The 21,394-nt window shown below is 72.9% G+C and carries 20 protein-coding genes and 2 pseudogenes; 14 read left to right on the top strand and 8 right to left on the bottom strand.

Annotated elements, in window-relative coordinates; genetic code table 11:
• Window positions 1-273: 273 nt before the first annotated feature.
• From GE300_RS15885 to upp, 13 genes are all read left to right on the top strand, one after another.
• A complete protein-coding gene (locus tag GE300_RS15885; protein WP_233417088.1) occupies window positions 274-669 on the top strand; it encodes a GFA family protein in 396 nt (131 codons plus the stop codon).
• Window positions 670-694: 25 nt separating this feature from the next.
• A complete protein-coding gene (locus tag GE300_RS15880; RefSeq protein WP_154447820.1) occupies window positions 695-2,599 on the top strand; it encodes a propionyl-CoA synthetase in 1,905 nt (634 codons plus the stop codon).
• Between the two features lie 209 nt (window positions 2,600-2,808).
• Window positions 2,809-3,600, top strand: a complete 792-nt coding sequence (locus tag GE300_RS15875) for a SpoIIAA family protein (RefSeq protein WP_154447818.1) — start codon at window positions 2,809-2,811, stop codon at window positions 3,598-3,600.
• A 152-nt stretch (window positions 3,601-3,752) separates the two neighbouring features.
• Window positions 3,753-4,217: a hypothetical protein gene (locus GE300_RS15870; RefSeq protein WP_154447816.1), complete on the top strand. Its 465-nt coding sequence runs from the start codon at window positions 3,753-3,755 to the stop codon at window positions 4,215-4,217.
• An 11-nt stretch (window positions 4,218-4,228) separates the two neighbouring features.
• Complete coding sequence (locus tag GE300_RS15865; RefSeq protein WP_154447814.1) at window positions 4,229-4,795, top strand: hypothetical protein; 567 nt, start codon at window positions 4,229-4,231, stop codon at window positions 4,793-4,795.
• Window positions 4,792-5,403 carry an SCO family protein gene (locus GE300_RS15860; protein ID WP_325063272.1) on the top strand — a complete coding sequence of 204 codons (612 nt, stop codon included), beginning with the start codon at window positions 4,792-4,794 and terminating at the stop codon, window positions 5,401-5,403. Before GE300_RS15865 ends, GE300_RS15860 begins: the two co-directional genes overlap by 4 nt.
• 96 nt (window positions 5,404-5,499) lie before the next feature.
• Window positions 5,500-5,886: a cytidine deaminase gene (locus GE300_RS15855; RefSeq protein WP_154447812.1), complete on the top strand. Its 387-nt coding sequence runs from the start codon at window positions 5,500-5,502 to the stop codon at window positions 5,884-5,886.
• 17 nt (window positions 5,887-5,903) lie between these two features.
• A complete protein-coding gene (gene deoC / locus GE300_RS15850) occupies window positions 5,904-6,674 on the top strand; it encodes a deoxyribose-phosphate aldolase (RefSeq protein ID WP_154447810.1) in 771 nt (256 codons plus the stop codon).
• On the top strand, window positions 6,674-7,081 hold the full coding sequence (locus GE300_RS15845) for a hypothetical protein (RefSeq protein ID WP_154447808.1): 408 nt from the start codon (window positions 6,674-6,676) through the stop codon (window positions 7,079-7,081). The genes deoC and GE300_RS15845 overlap by 1 nt, the downstream gene beginning before the upstream one ends.
• Window positions 7,081-8,388, top strand: coding sequence for a thymidine phosphorylase (gene deoA, locus GE300_RS15840; protein ID WP_154447806.1), 1,308 nt, complete (start codon window positions 7,081-7,083; stop codon window positions 8,386-8,388). Before GE300_RS15845 ends, deoA begins: the two co-directional genes overlap by 1 nt.
• A complete protein-coding gene (locus GE300_RS15835) occupies window positions 8,385-9,584 on the top strand; it encodes a phosphopentomutase (protein ID WP_154447804.1) in 1,200 nt (399 codons plus the stop codon). The genes deoA and GE300_RS15835 overlap by 4 nt, the downstream gene beginning before the upstream one ends.
• Window positions 9,581-10,570 carry an adenosine deaminase gene (locus GE300_RS15830; protein ID WP_325063271.1) on the top strand — a complete coding sequence of 330 codons (990 nt, stop codon included), beginning with the start codon at window positions 9,581-9,583 and terminating at the stop codon, window positions 10,568-10,570. Before GE300_RS15835 ends, GE300_RS15830 begins: the two co-directional genes overlap by 4 nt.
• Entirely contained in the window at window positions 10,571-11,218 is a 648-nt protein-coding gene (gene upp / locus GE300_RS15825; protein ID WP_154447802.1) for a uracil phosphoribosyltransferase, read from the top strand.
• Between the two features lie 547 nt (window positions 11,219-11,765).
• Here upp and GE300_RS23170 read toward each other — a convergent pair.
• From GE300_RS23170 to mgtE, 7 genes and pseudogenes are all read right to left on the bottom strand, one after another.
• A complete protein-coding gene (locus GE300_RS23170; protein WP_325063281.1) occupies window positions 11,766-12,350 on the bottom strand; it encodes a nucleotidyltransferase family protein in 585 nt (194 codons plus the stop codon).
• Between the two features lie 42 nt (window positions 12,351-12,392).
• A pseudogene (locus GE300_RS23165) lies at window positions 12,393-13,382 on the bottom strand (molybdopterin-binding protein); the annotation flags it as partial.
• The gene (locus GE300_RS15815) at window positions 13,379-14,404 is read right to left on the bottom strand and encodes an XdhC family protein (RefSeq protein ID WP_154447798.1); all 1,026 of its coding nucleotides are present in this window, start codon (window positions 14,402-14,404) and stop codon (window positions 13,379-13,381) included. The gene GE300_RS15815 and the pseudogene GE300_RS23165, both read right to left, overlap by 4 nt.
• A 110-nt stretch (window positions 14,405-14,514) precedes the next feature.
• Entirely contained in the window at window positions 14,515-15,774 is a 1,260-nt protein-coding gene (locus GE300_RS15810) for a vWA domain-containing protein (protein ID WP_154447796.1), read from the bottom strand.
• Window positions 15,775-15,894: 120 nt separating this feature from the next.
• Entirely contained in the window at window positions 15,895-16,806 is a 912-nt protein-coding gene (locus GE300_RS15805; RefSeq protein WP_325063270.1) for an AAA family ATPase, read from the bottom strand.
• A 68-nt stretch (window positions 16,807-16,874) separates the two neighbouring features.
• The gene (locus GE300_RS23740) at window positions 16,875-17,315 is read right to left on the bottom strand and encodes a GNAT family N-acetyltransferase (RefSeq protein ID WP_325063269.1); all 441 of its coding nucleotides are present in this window, start codon (window positions 17,313-17,315) and stop codon (window positions 16,875-16,877) included.
• Window positions 17,312-18,712, bottom strand: a complete 1,401-nt coding sequence (mgtE, locus tag GE300_RS15795) for a magnesium transporter (protein WP_154447794.1) — start codon at window positions 18,710-18,712, stop codon at window positions 17,312-17,314. Before mgtE ends, GE300_RS23740 begins: the two co-directional genes overlap by 4 nt.
• An 86-nt stretch (window positions 18,713-18,798) precedes the next feature.
• Here mgtE and guaD point away from each other — a divergent pair, with 86 nt between their 5' ends.
• Window positions 18,799-20,100 (top strand): guanine deaminase, encoded by a 1,302-nt coding sequence (gene guaD, locus GE300_RS15790; RefSeq protein WP_154447792.1) that lies wholly within the window; start codon window positions 18,799-18,801, stop codon window positions 20,098-20,100.
• 192 nt (window positions 20,101-20,292) lie between these two features.
• Here the strand turns inward: guaD and GE300_RS23155 are convergent.
• Window positions 20,293-21,394: pseudogene (locus GE300_RS23155) on the bottom strand (hypothetical protein); the annotation flags it as partial.

Raw genomic sequence — 21,394 nt, 5'->3', positions numbered from 1 at the left:
GCATCGGGGCTTGCCCCCGGCTGGTGCGCCGCCGCGCGGGGCGCGCGGCGGCGCGGCGGTCAGGTCATTCGGATTTCGGTTTCGGGCCCGGTTTCCCGGTTTTCTTGCCCGTGGGTTTCTTGTCGCCCATGGCGATCACGTCCTCTGCGAACGGTGTGGCGGGATGCCGCACCTGAGAGAATCCGATAGCCTGATCCGGGTATATTGCAAGCCGATTCGACGGCGCGCCCCGCACCCTGCGGCGGCGTCCCGCCGACAGCGACGGAGGTGCGCATGACCCTGTCCGGCCACTGCCTGTGCGGCGCGGTCACCTGGACCGCGAAAGGCCCCGAGCTGTGGGCCAGCTACTGCCATTGCGAAAGCTGCCGGCGCAACTGCGCCGCGCCGGTGACGGCGTTCTTCGGGGTGCCGCGCGCCGGCTTCCGCTGGACCGGGGCAAAGCCCGAGGCCTATGCCTCGTCGCCCGGCGTGACCCGGCGCTTCTGCGGCACCTGCGGCACGCCGATGGCCTATCTGACCGACGAGGACCCGGCCGGGATCCACCTCTATGCGGCGACGCTGGACGACCCGGCCGCCTACCGGCCGCGCCATCACGTGTTCCACGCCACCCATCTGCCGTGGCTGAAGATCGACGACGACCTGCCGAGACGGGCGGGATTCCAGGAATGAGAACACCGACAGGAGGAATGACGGAATGGGCTACAAGCAGACCTATGCCGCCTGGAAGGCCGACCCCGAGGCGTACTGGATGCAGGCCGCCGAGGCGATCGACTGGGTGAAACGGCCGACGCGGGCGCTCGACGACAGCGCCGCGCCGTTCTATCGCTGGTACGCGGACGGGCAGATGAACACCTGCTGGAACGCCGTCGACCGGCACGTCGCCGCCGGGCGCGGCGCGGATCCGGCGATCATCTGGGACAGCCCGATGACCGGGCAGAAGCGCCGCATCCCGTTCGCCGATCTGCAGGAGCAGACCGCCCGCCTGGGCGGGGCGCTGCAGGCGCGGGGCGTCGGCAGGGGCGACCGGGTGATCATCTACATGCCGATGGTGCCCGAGGCGCTGGTGGCGATGCTGGCCTGCGCCCGGATCGGCGCGGTACACTCGGTCGTGTTCGGCGGTTTCGCGGCGCACGAGCTGGCGGTGCGGATCGACGACGCCACGCCGAAGGCGGTGATCGCCGGCTCCTGCGGGCTGGAGCCGGGGCGCACCATCGCCTACAAGCCGCTGCTGGACGAGGCGATCCGGCTGTCCGCGCACGCGCCGGAGTTCTGCGTGATCCTGCAGCGCCCCGAATGCGCGGCCGAGCTGACGCCGGGCCGGGACCACGACTGGCACGACTTCCAGTCCGGCGCCGCGCCGGCGGATTGCGTGCCGGTGGGCGGCGCGGATCCGCTGTACATCCTCTACACCTCGGGCACGACCGGGCAGCCCAAGGGCGTGGTGCGGCCCAACGCCGGGCACGCGGTGGCGCTGCACTGGACGATGAAGAACGTCTACGACGTGGCGCCGGGCGACGTGTTCTGGGCGGCCTCGGACGTGGGCTGGGTCGTCGGCCACAGCTACATCTGCTATGCGCCGCTGATCTACGGCTGCACCACCGTGGTGTTCGAGGGCAAGCCGGTCGGCACCCCCGATGCCGGCACCTTCTGGCGGGTGATCGCCGAGCACGACGTGCGGGTGCTTTTCACCGCGCCGACCGCGTTCCGGGCGATCAAGCGGGTCGACCCGAAGGGTGCGTTCATCGGGCAGCACGACCTGAGCCGGCTGAAGGCGCTGTACCTGGCCGGCGAGCGGGCCGACCCGGACACGATCGAATGGGCGCAGACCATGCTGAAGGTGCCGGTGATCGACCACTGGTGGCAGACCGAAACCGGCTACACCATCGCCGGCAACCCCTGGGGGCTGGAGCGGCTGCCGGTCAAGATCGGCTCGCCCACCGTGCCGATGCCCGGCTACGAGGTGCATGTGCTGGGCGAGGACGGGCACCAACTGAAGCCCGGCGAGCTGGGCGCGATCGCGGTGAAGCTGCCGCTGCCGCCGGGCACGCTGTCGGGGCTGTGGAACGCCGAGGACCGGTTCCGCAAATCCTACCTGCACCACTTCCCCGGCTATTACGAGACCGGCGATGCGGGGATGGTCGACGAGGACGGCTACCTGTGGATCATGGCGCGCACCGACGATGTGATCAACGTCGCCGGGCACCGGCTGTCCACCGGCGCGATGGAGGAGGTCCTGGCCGGCCTGCCCGAGGTCGCGGAATGCGCGGTGATCGGCGTCGCCGACCCGCTGAAGGGGCAGCTGCCGATGGGCTTCCTGTGCGTCAGCGCCGGCGTCGACCGGCCGTCCGAGGAGATCGTGCAGGACGCCGTCGCCCGCGTGCGCGAGAAGATCGGGCCGGTCGCGGCGTTCAAGCTGGCGGTGGTGGTCGAGCGGTTGCCGAAGACCCGCTCGGGCAAGATCCTGCGCGCGACGATGGCGAAGATCGCCGACGGCGAGCCGTGGAAGATGCCCGCCACGATCGACGATCCGGCGATCCTGGACGAGATCCGCGAGGCGCTGCAGGGCCTGGGCTATGCCAGGGAGCCGGCGGGGGCGTGACCTTGCCGGACCGGGCCGATCCGGCCCCGAGCTGGTCCCGAACCGTGAAATCCGCGGCTTTTCACCGTGTAAACCCCCTTAACCCGTTGATGAAAAAGGTGTTTCCAATCTTACCTGCAGGTTAACGCGGTCTCGGCCGGCGTTCACGCGTGAACTGTTTGTCCCGTTGGCGTATCATTCCCCTGATCAACCGGCATGCGGGGGGAGCTATGCTGCGTTTGGACAGGACCGGCAGCGTGATCCACGCGGTGCTGGAGGGCACGGTGACGCGCGACGAGATCCTGCCGTTCTACGCCGCGCTGGACGAGGCGCTGAAGGGGCGCGGGCGGGTCGGCGTGGTGGTCGATCTGTCCGGCCTGTCCGACATGACCGCTGACGCCATCGTCGAGGACGCCCGCCGCGAACTGGCGCTGCTGCCGCGGCTGCGTCGGGTGCCGCGGGTGGCGCTGGTCAGTGACAAGCAGTTCCTCGCCGCGCTGACGCGCTGGGCCGACGCGCTGCTGCCCGGCACCGACATGCGCGCCTTCGGCGCCGCCGAGTCTGACGCCGCGCGCGCCTGGGTGGCGGATGCGCCGCGCCTGCGCCGCGCCGACGTGCTGCGCGGCGGCCTGCGCGAGATCCCCACCGGCCAGCCCGACGTCTTCGCCTTCGAGCTGGACGGGCCGTTCGACGCCGCCGACCTGGACCCGATCATCGAGCGCATCGACGCGCTGGTCGACCGGCACGACACCATCGACATGCTGGCGCGCGTGCGCCGGTTCGAGGGTTTCGACCCGCGGCTGCTGACCCGCTCGGGGCTGTTCTCGATGAAGCTGAACGCGCTACGGCATCTGGGCCGCTATGCCATCGTCACCGACGCCGCCTGGCTGCGCACGCTGGCGCGGATGATGGAGCCGGTGATGCCGATGGACGTGCGCACCTTTCCGCTGGACGGCGAGGATGCGGCCTGGGCGTGGCTGCGTTGCGCGCGCCCGGCGGACCAGCCGGACGGGCCGGGCTGACCGGACCGGTCGAACGGGCGGGGTGCCGGGCGCGCCGCGCGCGCGGCAGCCATTGATTCGCGGCCATCAAGTCGCGGTCATCAAAGCGTGACAGCCCCGGCGCGGCCATAGCTGCTATCGTCCGCCCCGGACCGTTGCCGAGGGAGGACGAGATGAAACAGAGGACCGGCGCCGTGCTGCTTGCGGGGGTGATGGGCGGGCTTGCCTGGGGCGGCGCCGCGGCGGCCGCCGAGGGCGAGCGCGTGACCGTCACCGGCGAGGCGATCGACACCTGGTGCTACTATTCGGGGGTGATGGGCGGCCCGGAGGCGGTGGTCGGCTCGGCGCATCATACCTGCGCGCTGTGGTGTTCTGCCGGCGGCATCCCGGTCGGGCTGCTGGCGGACGACGGCACCGTCTACATGGTGCTGAAGATCGCCGGCGACGACACCGCGAACGGCGGCGACACGCAGCTGCGCATCGCCAGCCACGAGATCACCGCCGAGGGCATGCTGTACCGCCGCGACGGCATCAACTACCTGGTGGTCGAGCAGGTGGTCGCCGACGCCGACATCGTGCGCCTGACGCACGAGGATTTCGGCGTGGTGCCCGGCTTCGCCATCCCCGATCCGCAATGAGGGGCACCGCGATGAGACAGGTTGCTTTCGCGATGGCGCTGCTGGCCGTACCGGCCGCGGCGCAGGATTTCTCGGACGGCTCCGAGGCCAGGGAATGGGGGCTCTACGGCGAGTCCAAGGCGCGTTTCGCCGCCACCGTGGTCGATCCGCTGTGCGAGCTGGCCGGCGACTGCCCCGACAACTGCGGCGACGGCCGGCGGCAGCTGGCGCTGCTGCGCACCGAGGATGACGTGATGGTGCTGCCGCTGAAGAACGCGCAGCCGGTGTTCTCGGGCGCGGCAAACGAGCTGGCGCCGTTCTGCGGCCAGGCGGTCGAGGTCGACGGGCTGCTGATCACCGACGAGGATCTCGGGGCGCGGAACGTCTATCTGCTGCAGAAGATCCGGGCCGCCGGTTCGGACGAGTGGGTCGCCGCGAACAAGTGGACCAAGGACTGGGCCGAGGCGAACCCGGATGCCGCCGGCGAGGGGCCGTGGTTCCGGCGCGATCCGCGCGTGCTGGCCGAGATCGAGAAGGAGGGCTGGCTGGGGCTGGGCGCCGAGGCCGACGCCGACTTCCTGGAAGAGTGGTTCCGGTGATCCGGGCGGCGGCGCTGGCGCTGGCGCTGGCACTGGCGGGGCCGGCAGCGGCGCACGACCGCGCCGCGTCCGCGGCGGCGCCGGCCGCGGGCGTTGCGGCCGACACCGGGGCGGGATTCCTGGCCGGCATCGGCGGGCCGTTCGCGCTGACCGACCAGACCGGCGCGCGGCGCACCGAGGCCGACCCGCAGGGGCGGATGCAGCTGCTGTTCTTCGGCTATGCCAACTGCCGGTCGATCTGCCCGGTGGCGCTGCCGCTGATGGCCGAGGCGACGCGGGCGCTGGACGCCGGCGGGCTGGCGGTGACGCCGGTGATGGTGACGGTGGATCCGGCGCGCGACACGGTGCGGACCATCGGTCCGCCGCTGGCGGCGCAGCATCCGCGCTTCGTCGGGCTGACCGGCACCGAGGCCGAGCTTGCGCGCGCCCGGGACGCCTTCCAGGTCGAGCACTCGGTGGTGTTCGAGGATCCCGAGTACGGGCCGGTGTTCGCCCACGGCAGCCACATCTACGTGCTGGACGCGCAGGGCGGGGTGCTGACCCTGCTGCCGCCGATCCTGGGCGCGGCGCGGCTGGCGCAGATCGTCCGCGGCTACGCCGGGCGCTGAGGCCCGCGCCCCGACGCCGCGCGCCCCTTGCAACCGCCGGGGGCGGCGGCGATAGTCGGTCCGAGCGGTCAGCAGGGGGCGCGGCGGGCGATGTCGATGGATCTTTTCGAAGCGGCCCGGGCGGCGCGGGACAACGCCCATGCGCCCTATTCGAAGTTCCGGGTCGGCGCGGCGCTGCGCACCGAGGACGGCGCCGTCTTCGCCGGCTGCAACGTCGAGAACGTGGCCTATCCCGAAGGCACCTGCGCCGAGGCCGGCGCGATCGCGGCGATGGTCGCGGCGGGGCATCTTCGCATCGCCGAGGTGCTGGTGATCGCCGACAGCGGCGAGCCGATCCAGCCCTGCGGCGGCTGCCGCCAGAAGCTGGCCGAATTCGCCGGGCCGCAGGTTCCGGTCACGCTGGCCGGGCTTGACGGGCCGCGCGCCCGCACCACCGTCGGGGAACTGCTGCCCGGCGCGTTTCGCCCGACCCACCTGGACTGAAGCCCTGGATTGATCCCATGCCCGACGACGACGAGTTGAAGACGGCGGCCGCCCGCGCGCTGGCCTGCCTCGATCTGACCAACCTTGACGACGACTGCACCGCCGAAGACGTGCGCGCGCTGTGCGACCGGGCGCTGACCCCGCACGGCCCGGTCGCCGCGGTCTGCGTCTGGCCGCGGTTCGTGTCCGTCGCGCGCGCCGCGCTGGGCGGCAGCGGCGTGCGCATCGCCACCGTGGTCGCCTTTCCCGGCGGCGACGACGACACCGGCGCGGTGATGCAGCTGACCCAGCAGGCGGTGACCGAGGGCGCCGACGAGATCGACATGGTGATCCCCTACAAGGCGCTGCTGGAGGGGCACCCGCAGCTGGTGACCTCGGCGGTGGCGCGCACCAGGGACGCCGCCGGCGGCGCGCAGGTCAAGGCGATCCTGGAGACCGGCGTGCTGGGCGATGCCGAGCTGATCCGCCAGGCCGCGGAGCTGGCGGTCGAGGGCGGCGCGGATTTCCTCAAGACCTCGACCGGCAAGGTGCCGATCAACGCCACCCCCGAGGCCGCCCGCGTCATGCTGGAGGTCATCGCCCAGGCCGACCACCCGGTCGGGCTGAAGCCCGCGGGCGGGGTGAAGACGACCCAGGATGCCGCCGCCTATCTGGCGCTGTGCGACGAGGTCATGGGCGCGGACTGGGCCCGCCCGGCGGTGTTCCGGATCGGCGCGTCCTCGGTGCTGACGGCGCTGCTGGCGACGCTGAACGGCGAGGAGCCGGCGGACGTGGGCGAGGGTTATTGATGCTGGCCGAGATCGATCTGTCGCGGCTTCCGGAAAGGCCCAAAATTGATGAAGCGGGCTACGCGTGGACAGGACGCTTCGGTCAATTTCCTTCGCTCATTGTCGGCCATACTGAGTTGGAGTTTGACAAACAGGCGCGAAGGTCGGTGCTTGATACAAGGAAGTGGCTACAGAGAAACTTCTCCGAACCGCAACTTCGACGAAGTCGAAAGTTTCATCAACTCGCGCCATCAGCCGGAGAGCATGTGCTCATATACGTTTATGAGGACATAGGCACTGCTGTTAACAGCCTTGGCAACCATCAGGCGAAGCGCGGAAGGAAACGCTTCACCGGGATCTTTCTTGTGGAGGAACGCGAAGACAACTGGCTGCGCGCCAAGTTGATTAGAAGGGACAACTTGGGCTGATGCTTGCAGCAGAACTGATCGGCAAGAAGCGTGACGGCAAGCGGCTGACGGACGAGGAATTGCGCTTCGTGGTCAGGGGGATCACCGACGACAGTTTCTCGGAAGGTCAGGTCGCGGCGTTCGCCATGGCGGTCTACTTCAACGGCATGGAGGACGCCGAGCGGGTCGCCTTCACCGAAGCGATGCGCGACAGCGGCACGGTGCTGCGGTGGGACCTGCCCGGCCCGGTGGTGGACAAGCACTCCACCGGCGGGGTGGGCGACAACACCTCGCTGATGCTGGCGCCGGCGCTGGCCGCCTGCGGGGCGTATGTGCCGATGATCTCGGGGCGCGGACTGGGGCACACCGGCGGCACGCTGGACAAGTTCGATTCGATCCCCGGCTACAGGACGCAGCCCGACGTGGAGCTGCTGCGCAAGGTCACGCGCGAGGTCGGCTGCGCGATCATCGGCCAGACGCCGGACATCGCGCCCGCCGACCGGCGGCTTTATGCTGTCCGCGACGTCACCGCGACGGTGGAAAGCATCGACCTGATCACCGCCTCGATCCTGTCGAAGAAGCTGGCCGCCGGGCTGGAGGCGCTGGTGCTGGACGTCAAGACCGGCTCGGGCGCGTTCATGGCCAGGCAGAAGGACGCCGAGGCGCTGGCCCGCGCGCTGGTCGACGTGGCGAACGGCGCCGGGTGCAGGACCTCGGCGCTGATCACCGACATGAACGAGCCGCTGGCCAGCGTCGCCGGCAACGCGCTGGAGGTCGCCTGCGCCATCGAATTCCTGAAGGGCGACGAGATCGACAGCCGGCTATGGGACGTGGTCGTGGTGCTGGGCGCGGCGGCGCTGGTCTCGGCCGGGCTGGCGAAGGACGACGCCGAGGGCGAAGCGAAGATGCAGGACGTGCTGCAATCGGGCAAGGCGGCCGAGGTGTTCGGGCGCATGGTTCACGCGCTGGGCGGCCCGCCGGACATCCTCGAGGATTACCACACGCACCTGCCCGACGCGCAGGTGATCGAGGAGGTCTATGCCCAGGCCGAGGGCTTCGTGACCGCCATCGACACCCGCGCCGTCGGCTGGACCGTGGTGGAACTGGGCGGCGGCCGCAGACAGGCCACCGACAGCATCAACCCGCGCGTCGGGCTGGACTGGCTGGCGGGGCGGGGCCGCCGCGTCGATGCCGAGACGCCGATCGCGCGCATCCACGCCGCGTCTGCCGATGACGTCGAGGTGGCGCGCAGGCGGCTGGTCGCGGCCTATACCATCGGCGACGTGCCCGGCGACGAGTCGCCGCTGATCGTGAAGAAGATCAAATGAGCCGGGCAATCCTCTGCGTGCTCGATTCCGTCGGCTGCGGCGGGGCGCCGGATGCCGAGGCGTATGGTGACGCGGGCTCGAACACGCTGGGCCACATCGCCGAGGCCTGCGCGGCGGGCCGCGCGGACGAGGGCCGCTCGGGGCCGCTGCAGATGCCCAACCTCGACGCGCTGGGGCTGGGGCGGGCGATCACGCTGGCCTCGGGGCTGGAGGCGCCGGGGCTTGGCGCCGGGCCGACGGGCCGCTGGGGGGCGGCGACCGAGGTGTCGCAGGGCAAGGACACGCCCTCGGGGCATTGGGAGCTGGCGGGCGTGCCGGTGCCGTTCGCCTGGCACTATTTCCCGCAGGAGGTGCCGACCTTCCCGAAGCAGGTCACCGACGCGCTGATCGAGCGCGGCGAGCTGCCGGGGATCCTCGGCAACAGGCACGCCAGCGGCATGCCGATCATCCGCGAGCTGGGGCAGGAGCATATCCGTTCGGGCAAGCCGATCTGTTACACCTCGGCAGACAGCGTGTTCCAGATCGCAGCGCACGAGCAGCATTTCGGGCTGGAGCGGCTGCTGAAGCTGTGCAAGATCGCCGCCGGGATCGTCCATCCGATGAAGGTCGGGCGGGTGATCGCGCGGCCCTTCGTCGGCGAGACCCCCGAAGATTTCAGGCGCACCGCCAACCGACGCGACTACGCCATCGCCCCGCCCGAGCCGACGATCTGCGACCGGGTCACGGCGGCGGGCGGCACGGTCTGGGGGATCGGCAAGATCCGCGACATCTTCGCCGGGCAGGGCATCGGCGAGGTGCTGAAGGCGCAGGACGACATGGGGCTGGTCGACCGGACGCTGGAGGCGATGGACCGCGCCGCGCCGGGGGACCTGGTGTTCGCGAACTACGTCGAGTTTGACTCGCTGTGTGGCCATCCGCGCGACGTGGCCGGCTATGCGCGGCACCTGGAGGCGTTCGACGCGCGGGTGCCGGAGCTGATCGGCAGGCTGCGCGACGGCGATCTGCTGATCTTCACCGCCGATCACGGCAACGATCCGACCTGGACCGGCACCGACCACACCCGCGAGCGGGTGCCGGTGCTGATGGCCGGCGTGCCGCCGGGCGAGATCGGGCTGTGCGGCTTCGCCGACGTCGGCGAAAGCGTCGCCGCGCACATCGGGCTGGCCCCCGGCAGGCATGGACGGAGCCAGCTGTGAGCGTCGAGGATCTGCCCAAGGTCGAGCTGCACCTGCACCTGGAGGGGGCGGCGCCGCCGGATTTCATCCGCCTGCTGGCGGGCGAGCAGGGGGTGGTGCTGAACGGCGTGTTCGACGCGCAGGGGCATTACGCCTGGGCTGATTTCGCCGGGTTCCTGGACTGCTACCACCGCGCCTGCGAGGTGCTGACCGGCCCTGACGAGTTCCGCCGGCTGGTCGAGGCGGTGCTGGCCAAGTCCGCGCACGACGGGGTGATCTACACCGAGTTGTTCATCGCGCCGCACATCTGCGGCGGCGGCGACCGCGGCGCCTGGTTCGAGTATCTCGACGCGCTCTACGCCGGCGCCGCGGCGGCGCGCAAGGCGCACGGCATCGAGGCGCGGTTCGTCTCGACCTGCATCCGCAACCTCGGCCCCGAGGCGGCGCGGCTTGCCGCCGCGCTGTCGGCCGAGGCGGCCGGGCCGATGCTGACCGGGTTCGGCATGGGCGGCGAGGAGCGGCACCTGGCGGCCGCCGATTTCGCCCCCGCCTTCGACATCGCGCGCGAGGCCGGGCTGGGCCTGACCAGCCACGCCGGCGAGATCTGCGGGCCCGGCAGCGTGCGCGAGACGCTGGATCACCTGCGCCCGGCCCGCATCGGCCACGGCGTGCGCGCGATCGAGGACCCCGCGCTGGTGGCGCGGCTGGCCGTGGAAGGCGTGGTGCTGGAGGTCAACCCCGGCTCGAACGTGGCGCTGGCGGTCTGTCCCGGCTGGGCGGCGCACCCGATCGACCGGCTGCGGCGGGCGGGGGTGAAGGTCACCGTCTCGACCGACGACCCGCCGTATTTCCACACCGACATGGCGCACGAGTACCGGATGCTTGCAAACACCTTCGGATGGGGCGAAGAGGTATTCCGAGACCTGAACCTGACCGCGATCGACGCCGCGTTCTGCGACGAGCCGACCCGCGCCGCGATCCGCGCCCGGCTGCTGAAAGGGGCCTGAATGACCCACGCGCGCACCCCCGACCACCTGACTGTCGTCGATCACCCGCTGGTGCAGCACAAGCTGACGGTGATGCGCGAGGCCGAGACCTCGACCGCGTCGTTCCGGCAACTGCTGCGCGAGATCAGCCTGCTGCTGGCCTACGAGGTCACCCGCGACCTGCCGCTGACCAGCAAGCGGATCACCACGCCGCTGACCGAGATGGACGCGCCGACGCTGGAGGGCAAGAAGCTGGCGCTGATCTCGATCCTGCGCGCCGGCAACGGGCTGCTGGACGGGGTGCTGGAACTGATCCCCTCGGCCCGGGTCGGCTTCGTCGGGCTCTACCGCGACGAGCAGACGCTGCAGCCGGTGCAGTACTACTTCAAGGTGCCCGCGGACCTGCCCGACCGGCCGGTGATCGCGGTCGACCCGATGCTGGCGACGGGCAACTCCTCGGTCGCGGCGGTCGACCTGCTGAAGCAGGCCGGGGCCACCGACATCCGTTTCCTGTGCCTGCTGGCCGCGCCCGAGGGCGTGCGGCGGATGAAGGAGGCGCACCCGGACGTGCGCATCGTCACCGCCGCGGTGGACGAGCGGCTGAACGAGAAGGGCTACATCCTGCCCGGCCTCGGCGACGCCGGCGACCGGATGTTCGGCACCAAGTAGGCACCCGCCGGCGCGCGGCGGTGCCGGGCCCGCCAGCAGCAGCGCCACCGCCAGCGTCAGGCCGATGCCGCCCGCCAGACAGACCGCCGGCGCCAGCGCGAAAAGCGCGGCGGCTGCGCGCTGCCCGCCTGTCCTCCGGGCCGGCGCTGCCGCTGCCGGCGCGCGGCCGGTGCCGAAGATCGCGCCGCTCAGCAGCGGGGCTGCGAGGGAAGGCGCGTGTCGCATGCGAGATCCGGAAGCGTAACCATCGTTGGGTCATCGCCACCCGAAACTCGTATTACGGGATCGCGCGCGAGGGGCAGGGGAACCGGGCTTCGACGATACCGACGCGGCGGCGGGGCGCCAACTCGACCTGCTGGTCGGCGATCTGCGGAGCCGCGGCGCCAGCTGCCGGCCCGACGCTCCGGGCGAGGCCGTCATCCAGGCCCGCGCAACCTCGGCGGCCGCCAACCTTGCGCGTCTTCTGGCCCCCTGACGCGCCCCGGCTTCTCCATTCCGGAAAATGCTCCCGCCCGAGGCCCCGCCAGCCCCGGACGCGCCGCGCCCGTCAGTCCGCGAGCGCCCGCCACGCCGCCCAGTCCTCGGGCGTGTCGAGGTCGGTCAGCGGCGCCCGGCTGTCGAGCGTCACGTCGAACACATACTCCCGCGCGCCGGCGACGATGCCGCGCGCGCCGGTGTCGCCGCGCAGATCCTGCAGGCTTTCGTAGAAGCGCCGCCCGAACAGCACCGGATGGCCGGGCGTGCCGTCGGGCGCGGCCGCGCGGCAGATCTCGCGGTGCCGCCCCGGATCGTAGGCCGCGATCAGCGCGTCGAAGGCGGCGGCGTCCACCTCGGGCATGTCGGCCAGCGCGACGATCACCCCGGCGCTGTCCTCGGGCAGCGCGGCGATCCCGGTGCGCAGGCTTGCGCCCATGCCCTCGGCGGCGGTCTCGGCGATCACAGTCTCGACCGCCAGCCCGGCCAGCGCCTCGGCCCGCGCCCCGGCATCGGGCGGCAGCACGACCAGCACGCGCCGGGCCCGGGACGCCAGCGCCGCCTCGGCCGCCCGGCGCAGCAGGGGGGCACCGGCGACCGTCTCCAGCAGCTTGTCCCGCCCGCGCATCCGGCGCGAGGCCCCGGCGGCCAGCAGCACCACGTCCACCGGCGCACCCGCCTTCGGCGCGGGCGCGATCACCCGCGGCTGCGGGCGCACCGGGATCTCCTTCAGCAGCCCGCCCACGCCCATCGCGGCAATCTCGGCGTCGCCCACGTCGATGCCGCAGACCAGCCGCTCCAGCACCCAGTCGGCGCCGTTCAGCGCCGGCGAGCGCGCGCAGCCCGGCAGGCCGACGACCTGCGCCGCCGCGCGCCGGCCGAGGAACAGCAGGTTGCCCGGGTCCACCGGCATGCCGAACCGGGTCAGCGTGCCGCCCGCCGCGATCAGCCCGGCGGGGCAGACGTCGGCCGGATCCGAGGTCGCCGAGGCGCCGAGGATCAGCACCAGCGGTGCGCGGGTGCGCGCCAGCGCCGCGGCCACGGCGCCGGTCTCGTGCGGGACCACCTCGTCGCGGACCAGCCGCACCCCCAGCGCCGCCAGCCGGTCGGCGACGGCGCGGCGGCCCTTGTCCACCAGCTTGTCGGAAAACCCCGGCGTGCGGGTGACGATCAGTTCGGCGGTGCGCAGCTCGGTCGGCGCGACCGAGATCACCGGCGCGTTGCCCAGCGCCGCCGCCGCCCGTGCCAGCGCGGCGCCGGGCACCGCGTAGGGGATGATCTTGACCGTCGCCAGCATCATCGCGTCCGACACCCTGGTCAGGTCCGGCAGCGTCGCCAGGGTGATCGCCGGATCGACCGCGTTCAGCGCGTGGATCGCGCGCGCGTCCAGCCGCAGCACGCCGGGCCGGTCGGCCAGCAGGTTCACCCGGCCGTTCTGCGGCCGGGTCAGGCGCACGCCGTGCCCGCCGGGCACCAGCGCGCTGGCCACCTGCATCGCCGCCGCGTCCTCGGCCACGTCCCCCGGCTCCAGCCGCGCCACGGTGACCTCGGCGATGCCGGCGGCCTGCAGCGCCGCGATCTCGTCCGCGCCCAGCAGCAGCCCCTTGCGCAGCTTTCGCTTGCCGGCCTGCACCGAATGCGCCAGCAGCGCGCCTTCGGCGCGCGCCACCGGCTCGGGGCCGAACCTCATGCGGCGGCCTGCGCGGCGGGCCGGGTCTCGGGGCGGCGCAGCCGCTCGGTGATCTGCGCGAGGATCGCGACGGCGATCTCGGCCGGGGATTTCGCGCCGATGTCGGCGCCGATCGGGGCGTGGATGCGGGCGATCTCGGCGGCGCTGAAGCCGTCCTCGGTCAGCCGCGCGACGCGCCTGGCATGGGTCCGGGTGGAGCCGAGGCAGCCGAGATAGAACACGTCCGAGCGCAGCGCGACGCGGATCGCCGGATCGTCCAGCTTGGGATCGTGCGTCAGGGTAACCACGGCGGTGCGGGCGTCGAGCCCCGCCGCCTCCAGCGCCGCGTCGGGCCAGTCGCGCAGAATCGTCTCGCCCGGAAAGCGGCTGTCCGAGGCGAAGGCGTCGCGCGGGTCGACCAGCACCGGATCGTAGCCGCTGAGCCGCGCCATTTGCAGCAGCGGTTGGGCGATGTGCACCGCGCCGACGACGACCATGCGCAGCGGCGGGTTGTGGATGCCGACGAACCAGTCGTCCTGCTCGAAGCCGGACCTGTCGGTGTGGAACCGCGCCGCGATCGCCGGCCAGAGCGGATCGCCCGGCGCCTCGGCCAGCCGCCGATCCCAACTGCCGGTGTGCACGACATAGGCCGCGGCGCGGCGGGCGGCGCGGGCGGCGACCAGCGCGGCGAGCATCTGCTCGGGGATGCCGCGCCCGGTGGCGACCGGCTCGACCATCACCCGGATCCGCCCGCCGCAGGCCAGGCCGACGGCGAAGGCCTCGTCGTCGCTGACGCCGAACTCCAGCACCCGCGGCGTGCCGTCCTCGACCGCCTCAAGCGCCTCGGCGACCACCGCGCCCTCGACGCAGCCGCCCGAGACCGAGCCGGCCATCTCGGCCGCGTCGGTGATCGCCAGCTGCGCGCCGACCGGCCGCGGGGCCGAGCCCCAGGTCTCGATCACCGTGGCCAGCGCCACCTTGCGCCCCGCCCGCAACCAGTCGAGCGCCTGTTCCGGGATCTGGTCGTGCCGTTCCGCGTCCATCGCCGCCTCCCTTGTCCTTCCGGGAATATAGGCCCGCGCCGCGGTGCCCGGAAGGGCGCGTTCCGGGCGTCCGCCTTCCGCAAGCATCCCCGCCCGACGCGGGCGCCGCCTCAGCCGTCGAGCATCGCCATCAGCCGCCGCTTGTCGCCGCTGTCGTCGGCCCGGGTCAGCGCGGCCGACAGCGCCTCGAGCGAGCCCACCGAGTGCCCGGCGCGGAAGCTGTCGACCCGCGGCAGCAGCGCCTTGACGCCGCGCGCGCGGGGCGCGAAGCCGTCCCAGCGCAGCAGCGGGTTCAGCCAGATCAGCTTGCGCGCCGACAGCCGCAGCCGGTCGGCCTCGGCCTCCAGCAGCGCGGGATCGTCCCGGTCCAGCCCGTCGGTGATCAGCAGCACCACCGCGCCCTGGCCCAGCACGCGGCGCGACCAGTCGCGGTTGAACTGGTGCAGGCAGTGCCCGATCCGGGTGCCGCCGTCCCAGTCCTGCGCCTCGGCGCCGGCCGATGCCAGCGCTGCGTCCACGTCGCGGGCGCGCAGGTGCCGGGAGATGTTGGTCAGCCTTGTGCCGAAGGTGAAGGCATGGACCTGCGCCCAGCCGGCGCCGCGGGCGTTGGCGGCGGCGTGCAGGAAGTGCAGCAGCATCCGGCTGTAGGACGACATCGAGCCGGAGATGTCGCACAGCGCCACCAGGTTCGGCCAGCGCACCCGGCGGCTGCGGGTCGACAGCGCGCGGATGTCGCCGCCCGAACGCAGCGCGGCGCGCATCGTGCCGCGCCAGTCCGGCACGCGGCCGTGCGGCGCCGCCATGGTGCGGCGCGAGGCGATCGGGCGCACCGGCAGGTCGAGCCGGGCGATGGCGCGCCGGGCCTGCGCCAGCTCGGCCGCGGTCATCTGCTCGAAGTCCATCCGCTTCAGCCGTTCCTCGGCCGAGAAGGTCAGCGTGGCGTCGATCTCGATCTCTGCGTCCGTCTCCTCCGGCTCCGGCAACTCGGGGGCGGGGGCGTCGGGCTGGTCCAGCAGCGCCGCGGCGGCGCGGCGCTCGGCGGCGGCGGGGTCGGGCGCCGGGTTCGCGCCGCGCACCATCGGGCCGAGCATCTCCATCATCTTTTCCAGGAACTGCGGGTCGCGCCAGTACAGCCGGAACACCTGGCCGAACACCGCGCGATGCTCGGGGCGGGAGACGAAGCAGGCCTCGAGCGTGTGGTAGAAATCCGCCTTCGCGGTGAAGCCGGCGGCCTCGACCGCGCGGATCGCGTCGACCACCCGGCCGGGGCCGACCGGCAGCCCGGCGCGGCGCAGGGCGCGGGCGAAATGGGTGATGTTCTCGGCCAGGCGGCCGTGCTCGGGAACGGGCAGGTCGGCGTGCGGAACCATTGTGCCTACCCTAGCCGACGGCCGGCGCGCGGCGACGGCGGGATGCCTCCGGCGGGGATATTTGCGGAAGTTGGAAGCCGGGCGCGGTGCCGCGGGCGGGGCGCTGCGGGGCCGGGGCGGTCATACCGGCTCCAGCGCGGCTTTCGATTCGTCGAGGATGCGCCTGGCCTCGGAGCCCTGCAGCTTCTGGATGTCGTCCTGGTATTTCAGCAGCGCGCCGAGCGTGTCGGCGATCACCGCCGGGCTGAGCTCGACATGGTCCAGCGCGACCAGGCACTTCGCCCAGTCGATGGTTTCCGCCACGCCCGGTTTCTTGAACAGGTCCTCGGCGCGCAGCTGCTGCACGAACGCCACCACCTGGCGGCTGAGTTCTTCGCGCGCCTCGGGGGCGCGGGACTGCAGCACCGCCATCTCGCGCTCGAAGCTGGGATAGTCGACCCAGTGGTAGAGGCAGCGGCGCTTGAGCGCGTCGTGCACCTCGCGGGTGCGGTTCGAGGTCAGGATCACGATCGGCGGCTCGGGCGCGGTGATGGTGCCGAGCTCCGGGATCGTCACCTGGAAGTCGGACAGCGCCTCCAGCAGGAACGCCTCGAACGGCTCGTCGGTGCGGTCGAGCTCGTCGATCAGCAGTACCGGCGCGCCGCCGTCCTGCGGGCTCATCGCCTCGAGCAGCGGGCGGCGGATCAGGAAGCGGTCGGAGAACAGCTCCTCGGTCAGCGCCTGGCGGTCGGCGGCGGCGGTCGCCTCGGCGGTGCGGATCGCCACCATCTGCGCCGGGAAGTTCCATTCGTAGACCGCGGACGCCGCGTCCAGCCCCTCGTAGCATTGCAGGCGGATCAGGCGGCGGTCCAGCCCGGCGGCAAGCGCCTTGGCGATCTCGGTCTTGCCGACGCCGGCCTCGCCCTCGAGGAACAGCGGCCGGCCCAGCTTGAGCGACAGGAACACCACCGTGGCCAGCGCGCGCGAGCTGACGTAGCCGGCGCCGGCGAGCAGCGTTTCGGTGGCCTCGATGCTGTCGGGAAGGTCGGTCACGGCGGGCGATCCTTGTCTGGGCGGGACGGGCCCGGCTGCCTTTCTTAAATGGCAGGGCGGCGGGGAATTCAAGACGCGGCTGCGCCCAGCCGCTTGCGGAGGAACCAGCGGCGATGGTCCTGCGGCGCCGAGCCGGGCGGGTTTTCCAGGCGGCCGAACTGGGTGAAGCCGAGCGCCAGGTAGAAGTCGCGCGCGGCCGGGTTCGAGGTGTCGAGCCACGCCGAGTGGCAGCCGGACGCGCGGCCTTCGCGTTCAGCCCGCGCCATCAGCCGGCGGCCGAGCCCGGTGCGCCGGCAGGCGGGCGCGACCCAGAGCGCCTTGATCAGCAGCCAGCCGTAGGAGGCGGACGCGGCCAGCCCGCCTTCCAGCGCGTCATCGGGGCCTGCGGTCAGCACGAAGCCGGTATTGGTCGCCTGCGGCAGGCTGGCGCGCAGGTCGGCCAGCAGCGACGCCTCGATCCGTGCGCCCAGCGCGGCGGCGTCGGGCCCGTGCCGCCGGATCGGCGTCACAGCAGCAGCGCCGCCGCGAGGCCGAGGAAGGCGAAGAAGCCGACCACGTCGGTCACCGTGGTCACGAAGGTGCCCGAGGCCAGCGCCGGGTCGATGCCCAGCTTCGACAGCGCCATCGGGATCAGGATCCCGGACAGCCCGGCGACGAACAGGTTGATCACCATGGCCACGCCCAGCACCACGCCCAGCATCGGCGTGCCGAACCAGATCACCCCGACCACGCCGACGATCAGCGCGAAGGCGATGCCGTTGCCGGCGCCGACCAGCGCCTCGCGGCGGACGATGCGCATCGCGTTGGCGCGGGTCAGATCGCGGGTGGCCAGCGCGCGCACCGCCACGGTCAGGGTCTGCGTCGCCGCGTTGCCGCCCATCGAGGCGACGATCGGCATCAGCACCGCCAGCGCCACGATCGCGGCGATGGTGGCCTCGAACAGCGAGATCACCAGCGAGGCGACGATCGCCGTCACCAGGTTCACCGCCAGCCACGGGAACCGGGCGCGGGCGGTTTCCCACACCGTGTCCGAGATCTCCTCGTCGCCGACGCCGGCGAGCAGCTTCATGTCCTCCTCGGCCTCGTCCTCGAGCACCTCCATCGCGTCGTCGATGGTGATCACGCCGACCAGCCGGCCGTCGCCGTCGACCACCGGCGCGCTGACCATGTGGTACTGGTTGAAGGCGTAGGCGACGTCCTCGTAGGACTGGTCGACCGGGATCAGCCGCGGGCTGGTGTCGGCCAGCTCGCGCAGCGCCGTGTCGCGGCGGTGCGCCATGATCGTGCCCAGCGCCACGGTGCCGACCACGTGCATCCGCGCATCGGCCAGGATCACCTTGTAGAAGGTCTCGGGCAGATCCTCGTGCGCGCGCATGAAGTCGATGGCGTCGCCCACCGTCCAGTGCGGCGGGCAGATCACCATCTCGCGGCTCATCAGCCGGCCGGCGGTGTCCTCGTCGTACTGCAGCGACGCCTCGACCGCGTGCCGGTCGGCGTCCTCGAGGTGCTGCAGGATCTGATCCTGCTCCTCGGCCTCGAGATCCTCGACCAGGTAGACCAGGTCGTCGGTCTCCATGTCCTGGACGGCCTGCGCCAGGGTCTTGCGGTCGAGGACCTCGAGCACCTCGTCGCGGACGCCTTCCTCCAGTTCGGTCAGCACCTCGCCGTCGAAGCCGTCGCCCCAGAGGCGGATCAGCTTTTCGCGGTCGGCGGGGCCGATCTGTTCCAGAAGGTCGGCGGTGTCGGCGGCGTGCAGCGGCGCCAGCAACTCCAGCAGCCGGTCCTGCGCGCCCGCCTCGACCGCCGCCAGGATCGCATCGACCTGTGCCGCGTCCAGCCCGTAGGCATCGCCGCGATCCTCGGTCTCGGCGCGCTCGGGATCGGGGCCGGGCGTTTCGTCGGACATGCGCGGTTCCTTCGCGGCGAATCGGGACTTTGCGCCGCGCCGGCGCGGCCGGTATAGAGCCCTAGTCCTAACCCGTGGGTTCCGCGATGCAACAGACACTTCACCTTGGCCAGACGCTGGAATTCCCCGGCGATCCGTTCCGCGACGGACCGTCCGCGGCGCGCCACACCACCCGCGGCGGGGTGCTGGTGGACGGCGCGCGGATCGCCGCGGTGGGCGACGGTGCGGCGCTGCGCGCGGCGCATCCGCAGGCGGCGGTGATCGACCACGGCGGCGGGCTGATCCTGCCCGGGTTCGTCGACGCGCACGCGCATTACCCGCAGACCGGGATCATCGCCAGCTGGGGCAAGCGGCTGATCGACTGGCTGAACGCCTACACCTTCCCCGAGGAGGCGCGCTTCGGCGATCCGGCGCATGCCGCGGCGGTGGCGCGGACCTATCTGGACCTGAACCTGGCCAACGGCATCACCACCGCGGCGGCCTACTGCACCATCCACCCCGGCAGCGTCGATGCGCTGCTGGCAGAGGCGCAGGCGCGCGGGCTGGCGATGGCGGCGGGCAAGGTGATGATGGACCGCAACGCGCCCGAGGACCTGCGCGACACGGCGCAGGCGGGCTATGACGACAGCAAGGCGCTGATCGGCCGCTGGCACGGGGCGGGGCGGCTGCGCTACGCGATCACGCCGCGGTTCGCGCCGACCTCGACGCCGGCGCAGCTGGAGGCGGCGGGCGCGCTCTGGTCCGAGCATCCGGACTGCCTGATGCAGACGCATCTGAGCGAGCAGGCCGAGGAGGTCGCCTGGGTCCGCGACCTGTTCCCCCAGGCGCGCGACTATCTGGACGTCTACGAGCGCCACGGGCTGGTCGGGCCGGGCGCGGTGATGGGCCACGCGATCCGGCTGCGGCCGCGGGAATGGGCGGCGCTGGCGGCCACCGGGGCGGCGATCGCGCACTGCCCGACGTCGAACACGTTCATCGGCTCGGGGCTGTTCGACATGGACGGCGCGCAGCGGCTGGGGATCCCGGTGGGGCTGGCGACGGACGTCGGCGGCGGCTCCAGCTTCTCGATGCTGCGCACGATGGCCGCGGCCTACGAGATCGGCCAGCTCAAGGGCCGTGCGCTGCACCCGGCCGAGCTGGTCTTCCTGGCGACCGCGGGCAGCGCCCGTGCGCTGCGGCTGGAGTCGCGGCTGGGCCGGCTGGCCGCGGGCATGGACGCCGACCTGGTGGTGCTGGACCTGGCCTCGACGCCGGTGATCGCGCAACGCGCGGCGCGCGCCGGCGACATCTGGGAGCAGCTGTTCCCGACGATCATGCTGGGCGACGACCGGGCGATCGTGGCGGTTCACGTCGCCGGCCACGCCGGCGACGCGCGCCGGCCCGCCTAAAGCCCGACCGCCCGAGCCCCCACCGCCCGACCGCCGACCGCCCGAACCCCGACCGCCCGAGCCGCGCCGGTTCGACCATCGTCGCCCGACCCCCGCCGCCCGTGCCCGGACCCGCGCAGCGGGCCGGGCCCAACGGGCGGAAGCGCCGCGCCAGCGGCGCGCCCGCCGGGCGGGAGCCCCCCTGTGCCGGGGTTACTCGGGGATTTCCAGCACGGTGTCGCGGCCGCCGCGGCGCATGCGGATCGCGTTGGCGCCGATCGCCGCGACCTGATAGCCCTCCAGCTGGTCGCCGGCGGACACCTTGACGTAGCGCCCGTTGGCCAGCCGGACCAGCGCCTGCCGGCTGCCCGAGCGGCCGAACACGCCGACCAGCGCCAGCTGCCGCATCGGCAGCGCGCTGTCGATGGTCGCGGCCCGCGCCACCGAGGCCGAGGTCGGCAGCTGCGGCGCGCTGCGTTTCGGCTCGGGCGGCGCGGCCTGCGGCGGCGGCGCCACCGCGGTGCCGGGCACCGGCCGGCGCACCGCGGCGACGGCCGGCGCTGCCGGCGCCGCGACCGCCGGCACCACCACCGCGACCGGGCGCCGGCGCGGCGCGTCGGAACGGGTCAGCGCCAGGTCGCTGGGCGCCAGCGCCGCCATCAGCTCCTGCCGCGCGCGCTCGTCCGCGACCATCGCGCCGGGGCGCGCCGGCGGGCGCGCCATGCGGCGGATCGCGTTCGGCGAGGCGGCGAGGCCACCGGCGTTGCCCTCCAGGGCCGCGGCGGCGATCGCACTGGCGATCTCGGCGGCTTCGCGGGCACGGGCCGCGGTCGGGGCGGATGCGGTGTCGGCGATCCCGGCCGTGGCCGTTGTCGTGGTCGTGGTCGTGGTCGCGGCGCCGGAGGCCGGCGGCCCCGAGTCAGGCTCCGGCGACTGAGCCGCCAGGCGGTCGGTGCCGGCGCGGGGCGGCGGCACCACGTCCGGCGCCCGCGCGAACACCGCGACCGCGCGCGGCGCCGTGTCGGGCCGGCCGGGCGGCGTCACCTCCGGGCTTTCGGGGAACACCGCCACCAGCGGCGGCTCGGCGTTGTCGCCGACGGCCGGGGCCGCGGCGGCGGGCGACGGCGTTCGGGCCGCGGCGCTATCGGCGCCGGGCCGCGGCGGCGGCACCACCGCCGGCCGCGCGGCGATCACCCGGACCGAGCCGTCGGGGGCCGCCTCCACCCGCGCCGGGCGCGGCGGCGGCAGCACTTGCGGCGCGGTGTCGAGCCCGGCCGCAGCGACCGCCGCCAGCCGCGGTCCCGCGGGCGCCGTG

Source organism: Halovulum marinum (genome assembly GCF_009697225.1).
GTDB classification, from domain to species: domain Bacteria; phylum Pseudomonadota; class Alphaproteobacteria; order Rhodobacterales; family Rhodobacteraceae; genus Halovulum; species Halovulum marinum.
Note: the sequence above shows the minus strand (reverse complement) of the source record. Positions and strands in the feature narration are given on the sequence as shown.

Excerpts from the sequence above, each read along its gene's own strand:
- GE300_RS15885 (WP_233417088.1), top strand. The coding sequence starts at position 274 with ATGACCCTGTCCGGCCACTGCCTGTGCGGCGCGGTCACCTGGACCGCG.
- GE300_RS15880 (WP_154447820.1), top strand. The coding sequence starts at position 695 with ATGGGCTACAAGCAGACCTATGCCGCCTGGAAGGCCGACCCCGAGGCG.
- GE300_RS15875 (WP_154447818.1), top strand. The coding sequence starts at position 2,809 with ATGCTGCGTTTGGACAGGACCGGCAGCGTGATCCACGCGGTGCTGGAG.
- GE300_RS15870 (WP_154447816.1), top strand. The coding sequence starts at position 3,753 with ATGAAACAGAGGACCGGCGCCGTGCTGCTTGCGGGGGTGATGGGCGGG.
- GE300_RS15865 (WP_154447814.1), top strand. The coding sequence starts at position 4,229 with ATGAGACAGGTTGCTTTCGCGATGGCGCTGCTGGCCGTACCGGCCGCG.
- GE300_RS15855 (WP_154447812.1), top strand. The coding sequence starts at position 5,500 with ATGGATCTTTTCGAAGCGGCCCGGGCGGCGCGGGACAACGCCCATGCG.
- deoC (WP_154447810.1), top strand. The coding sequence starts at position 5,904 with ATGCCCGACGACGACGAGTTGAAGACGGCGGCCGCCCGCGCGCTGGCC.
- GE300_RS15845 (WP_154447808.1), top strand. The coding sequence starts at position 6,674 with ATGCTGGCCGAGATCGATCTGTCGCGGCTTCCGGAAAGGCCCAAAATT.
- deoA (WP_154447806.1), top strand. The coding sequence starts at position 7,081 with ATGCTTGCAGCAGAACTGATCGGCAAGAAGCGTGACGGCAAGCGGCTG.
- GE300_RS15835 (WP_154447804.1), top strand. The coding sequence starts at position 8,385 with ATGAGCCGGGCAATCCTCTGCGTGCTCGATTCCGTCGGCTGCGGCGGG.
- upp (WP_154447802.1), top strand. The coding sequence starts at position 10,571 with ATGACCCACGCGCGCACCCCCGACCACCTGACTGTCGTCGATCACCCG.
- GE300_RS15815 (WP_154447798.1), bottom strand. The coding sequence starts at position 14,404 with ATGGACGCGGAACGGCACGACCAGATCCCGGAACAGGCGCTCGACTGG.
- GE300_RS15810 (WP_154447796.1), bottom strand. The coding sequence starts at position 15,774 with ATGGTTCCGCACGCCGACCTGCCCGTTCCCGAGCACGGCCGCCTGGCC.
- mgtE (WP_154447794.1), bottom strand. The coding sequence starts at position 18,712 with ATGTCCGACGAAACGCCCGGCCCCGATCCCGAGCGCGCCGAGACCGAG.
- guaD (WP_154447792.1), top strand. The coding sequence starts at position 18,799 with ATGCAACAGACACTTCACCTTGGCCAGACGCTGGAATTCCCCGGCGAT.